Below are 3,528 nucleotides of genomic sequence, written 5' to 3' on the forward strand. Positions count from 1 at the left end.
GCTCGTACAGGTAAGTTATTAGCTGTCGATCACGAAGGTGTTCGTCCGGACGTACTGATTCTTGGAAAAGCAATTTCAGGTGGTGTTGTACCCGTATCTGCAGTATTAGCTGATGACGATATCATGCTTGTTATTAAGCCAGGTGAGCACGGTTCTACTTTTGGTGGTAACCCAGTTGCTTGTGAGGTTGCAATGGCAGCTCTCCAAGTTGTGAAAGATGAAAATTTAGCTGAGAATGCAGAAGCTATGGGGCAAATTTTCCGCAAAGAATTATCAGCTGTAAAATCTGATATGATTGAGCTTGTACGTGGAAAAGGCTTGCTTAATGCGATTGTAATTAAGCCTAAGGGTGGTAAAACTGCTTGGGATGTATGTATGCGTCTTCGCGACAACGGTATGTTAGCGAAGCCAACTCACGGACATATCATTCGTTTTGCGCCTCCATTGACTATTAACGAGACTCAACTTCGCGAAGCGATTGAGATTATCAAGAAAACAATGGCTGAATTCGAATAGACAACGAATTTAAAATCATATGTAAAGGGACAGTTCGAAAGAGCTGTCCCTTTGTATATGTCTGGCTTTCTCTTTTTTTCAAGGAGAGGTCGCAAGTTCTACTTGGTGGAGTCGTTATCAGTCTTTCACATTTATAGTTTCTTAATCTATTCCTTGTTGGTACAGAATTGTTCTACTTATAAGCTACATAGAATATTAAGGCTAAAAATTCAAATCATTACTTCAGACTATGAATCATAAACTGAAGAAATAGATAATAACAAATTTAAAATATTAGATTATGAAAAAACTTAGACTGTTTGAACTGAATAAAGGAGAAAAAGAATTGATTGAAGAAGTAGAAATGAAATCTGATTCTAAAGAATTAGACCATTACCTTGAAAACTATATCACAAAGAAATATCCAGTAACAAGTTATACTTCATTTGGAATTGTTAAGGTTAAACACGATGACCACCTTGTTATATTCGAAGTGAATTATTCATTTAAGAACTCTTCTTACTTCAGTAGAAAACTACTATGCGAAACCCATACCATCCTTTTAAAAGAAATTTAAAATATCGCGATTGTAATTGAATGTTCTAAAGACTTAGAAGATCGTGTAGCTATTGGGGACAGTTCTAAAGAGCTGTCCCTTATTTTTTTATAGGTTTTCAAGTGGAAGTTTTTTAAGCTTTCTTGAATTTAGGTTTTTATAAAACAGACGCTGATTGAATGGGGTAGTTTTCAACTCTAAAACAGAAAGCTTCTGTTTCATTTTATCTCATTTTTTTTCTTTTGATACTTGATATTATTGATCAACTTATTTTATAGATTTGCGGACTTCTAATGGTCCGTTGATCAGTATCAGAAAGCGATTGTGAGAACTTTCGATATGCGTTTGATTTTTTGTGAATAAGAAGAACTTTAAATAGATAAAATACAATGATCGGTACAAAAATAAAAGGCACACTAATGATTTTGCTTTCGGCAATATTTTTTGGACTTATGCCTTTTTTCGCTCTGAAAATATATGCAGAGGGATTCGATGTCAATAATTTACTCTTGTATCGATTTGGTTTTGCTTTTATATGGATAGTCTTATTTTGTTTGTATAAAAGGATTGATATTAGAATTAACAAAAAACAGTTTTTTCTAATTTTATTTGTCACTACTATAGGAACCATGCTGACAACATACACCCTTTTTTTATCCTATCAATATATCTCATCTGGACTTGCGAGTACCCTTCATTTTGTATACCCCATACTAACTATTGCCCTTGCAAGTCTGATTTACAAAGAGAGGTTTACTGTTCGAAAAATGATGGCCTTATTTTTATCGATTATAGGTATTGGTCTTTTATCCATAGGGCGTGATAGCGACTTGAATATGATTGGCATTATTTGGGCTTTAGTGTCGGGACTACTATATGCCATTTATATAATCGGAATGGCTCATAAGGATCTTAAAAAAATATCCCCTTACAGTGTTGCGTTTTGGATCTTTGGGATAACCACTCTATTGTTTCTCTGCAAATGTATTTTCACCGATCAGATCAATACTAACTTTACACCAAAATCTTTATTTTATATCTTGAACTTAAGCGTCTGGTCGACCTTCCTTGCAGTTGTTTTGTTTTACAAGGGGATGAAACTTATTGGACCCGGTAAGGCTTCTCTTTTATCAACCTTAGAACCCCTTACAGGTGTTATTGTAGGAATATTGGTTTTCAATGAAAAAATGGACATGAAAAGTTCTCTAGCAATTGTATTGATCTTAACATCTGTGCTTATTGTTGTGCAAACAAAAGAAAATAGATTTCGCCTCTTGTTTCACAAAATAAGACAGAATAGATTAAAGAAAGCTTAATTCCACCGATTATGGATAAGTGATTTTTAAAACATCATCGAAATAGTCTGCAAAATGAACTTTTACTTCATCCTTTAAATATTGAGGCAAATCATCAAAATCCTTTTTGTTTTCTTTTGGAAAAATAAGCTCACGAATGCCCACACGTATTGCTGCGATTGTTTTTTCACGAACACCTCCAATTGGGAGAATTTTTCCTGTTAAGCTTAATTCTCCTGTCATTGCGATTCCTTTTTTAATAGGCTTACTGTTCGCAAGGGAATGTAAAGCCAAAGCCATGGTAATACCTGCCGATGGTCCATCCTTGGGTGTTGCGCCTGCAGGCACATGCAGATGAATCAGGTTCGTGTCAAAAAAGGTTTTAATGCTTTCATTCTTTTCTTTACTCAACAACGAACGAATATACGAATAGGCTATTTCGGCAGATTCCTGCATCACATTACCCAGTTGCCCCGTTTGCTTAAAACCTCCCGCCTCATGACTAATTGCTGAGGCTTCTATATAAAGTGTCGCACCGCCATATGCTGTCCATGCCAATCCAAGTGTCACACCAGGGATCGATTTATTATATAATTCTTCGGTTACAAATACGGGTTGCCCCAGGAAATCGATGATGTTTTTATTACTGATTGTGAGTTTTGTTATTTGTTCTTCGGCAAGCATGAGTGTCGCTTTTCTCATTATCTTCTTGATTTGATTTTCAAGATCTCTGACGCCTGCTTCTCTGGCATAACCTTCAATAATTTTGGATAAGGCTCTATTGGTGATTGAAATTTCTTTTGAAGTTAAGCCATGTTCTTTTTGTTGTTTTGGAATTAAATACCGTTTAGCAATTTCAACTTTCTCTTCCAGGATGTACCCGGAAAGCTTAATGATTTCCATTCTATCCAATAAAGGTCTTGGAATAGTATCCAACTGATTGGCTGTTGTAACAAATAAAATATTAGATAAATCGAAGTGAACATCAAGATAATGATCCAGGAAATTAGTGTTTTGTTCAGGATCCAATACCTCGAGTAAAGCTGATGCCGGATCGCCTTGATAACTGATGCCGATTTTATCAATTTCATCGAGCATGATTACAGGATTGGATGTTTTTGTTCTTTTTAAGCTTTGTGTAATTTTGCCGGGCATGGCTCCTATATAGGTTCTTCTATGCCC

General features: G+C 35.5%; 4 protein-coding genes. 3 read left to right on the plus strand and 1 reads right to left on the minus strand.

All coding sequences use genetic code 11. The features are described from left to right. The 3 genes from ABY905_RS15150 to ABY905_RS15160 form a co-directional block, all read left to right on the plus strand. Positions 1–516 (plus strand): aminotransferase class III-fold pyridoxal phosphate-dependent enzyme (locus ABY905_RS15150; protein WP_372645376.1); only part of this gene is annotated, 516 nt, incomplete at its 5' end. A gap of 280 nt (positions 517–796) precedes the next feature. After that, positions 797–1,072, plus strand: coding sequence for a hypothetical protein (locus tag ABY905_RS15155; protein ID WP_372645378.1), 276 nt, complete (start codon positions 797–799; stop codon positions 1,070–1,072). Between the two features lie 368 nt (positions 1,073–1,440). Next, complete coding sequence (locus ABY905_RS15160) at positions 1,441–2,367, plus strand: DMT family transporter (RefSeq protein WP_372645380.1); 927 nt, start codon at positions 1,441–1,443, stop codon at positions 2,365–2,367. Positions 2,368–2,376: 9 nt separating this feature from the next. Here ABY905_RS15160 and ABY905_RS15165 read toward each other — a convergent pair. After that, the coding region (locus ABY905_RS15165; RefSeq protein ID WP_372645382.1) for a S16 family serine protease at positions 2,377–3,528 on the minus strand (1,152 nt) is incomplete at its 5' end.

The organism is Ancylomarina sp. (assembly GCF_041555295.1).
Classification (GTDB): domain Bacteria; phylum Bacteroidota; class Bacteroidia; order Bacteroidales; family Marinifilaceae; genus Ancylomarina.

Excerpts from the sequence above, each read along its gene's own strand:
- ABY905_RS15160 (WP_372645380.1), top strand. The coding sequence starts at position 1,441 with ATGATCGGTACAAAAATAAAAGGCACACTAATGATTTTGCTTTCGGCA.
- ABY905_RS15155 (WP_372645378.1), top strand. The coding sequence starts at position 797 with ATGAAAAAACTTAGACTGTTTGAACTGAATAAAGGAGAAAAAGAATTG.